Source organism: Psychrobacter sp. 1Y4 (genome assembly GCF_051847555.1).
Map to the genome: position 1 here is coordinate 1 of NZ_JBPYDE010000533.1, position 717 is coordinate 717.

The 717-nt window shown below is 41.0% G+C and carries 1 protein-coding gene and 1 pseudogene; both read right to left on the reverse strand.

Annotated elements, in window-relative coordinates; genetic code table 11:
- On the reverse strand, positions 1-277 hold a 277-nt coding region (locus tag ACS8FC_RS17385; protein WP_439297704.1), incomplete at its 3' end, for a phospholipase D family protein.
- Positions 278-439: 162 nt separating this feature from the next.
- Positions 440-717: pseudogene (locus ACS8FC_RS17390) on the reverse strand (glutamine--tRNA ligase); the annotation flags it as partial.

Sequence of the window (717 nt, forward strand, 5' to 3'; positions counted from 1 at the left end):
CGTTTTCATTCAGGTAGCATTTCGCATGCAAGTTTTTGCAAAAGCTGGTACGAATAAACGTTAAGTTTTTTAACCAGTTTATTTCTTCTGGATGTAAGTCATTTTTGCCATAGACAATGCGAATATCGATTTTTAGACGGTTGCGATCTTCTAGCAGCTCTTTAATGCGTTCATTCAGCTTCAAATATGGGCTAATAATAATCAACCGATCAGACGCATTTTTAATTAACTCTTCTAAATGATAAGTCGTCCCACTGCTATTCAAAAATTTTGCCATGCTCAATTCCTTAGATATGACTGTCAAAAACTTTATAATTATTCACAAAAAAGCCCATCCCTAGCGTACTAGAAATGGGCTAACTTGCAAACTACTATTGTTCAGTATTGTTTTAAAGAATCATTTTAGCAATGACATTTTTAGAGACTGGGCCAATATAGATTACGCTGGCTTATAGCTATCGCGCAAGCTAACGATTTGGTTAAATACTGGCTTATCCGTGCTGTGATCTTCGCTATCGGTGATAAAGTACCCTTCACGCTCAAACTGGAAACGCGTGCCAGCGTCAGCATTGGCTAAAGATAGCTCAACCACGGCATTTAGCTCAGTGAGCGAGTCAGGGTTTAGCGCTTGATGGACATCAGCGACGCTACTTGGGTCCTCAGCACTGAATAGCTGCTCGTACATGCGCACGGTCGCTGGCACACCTTGACTGGCTG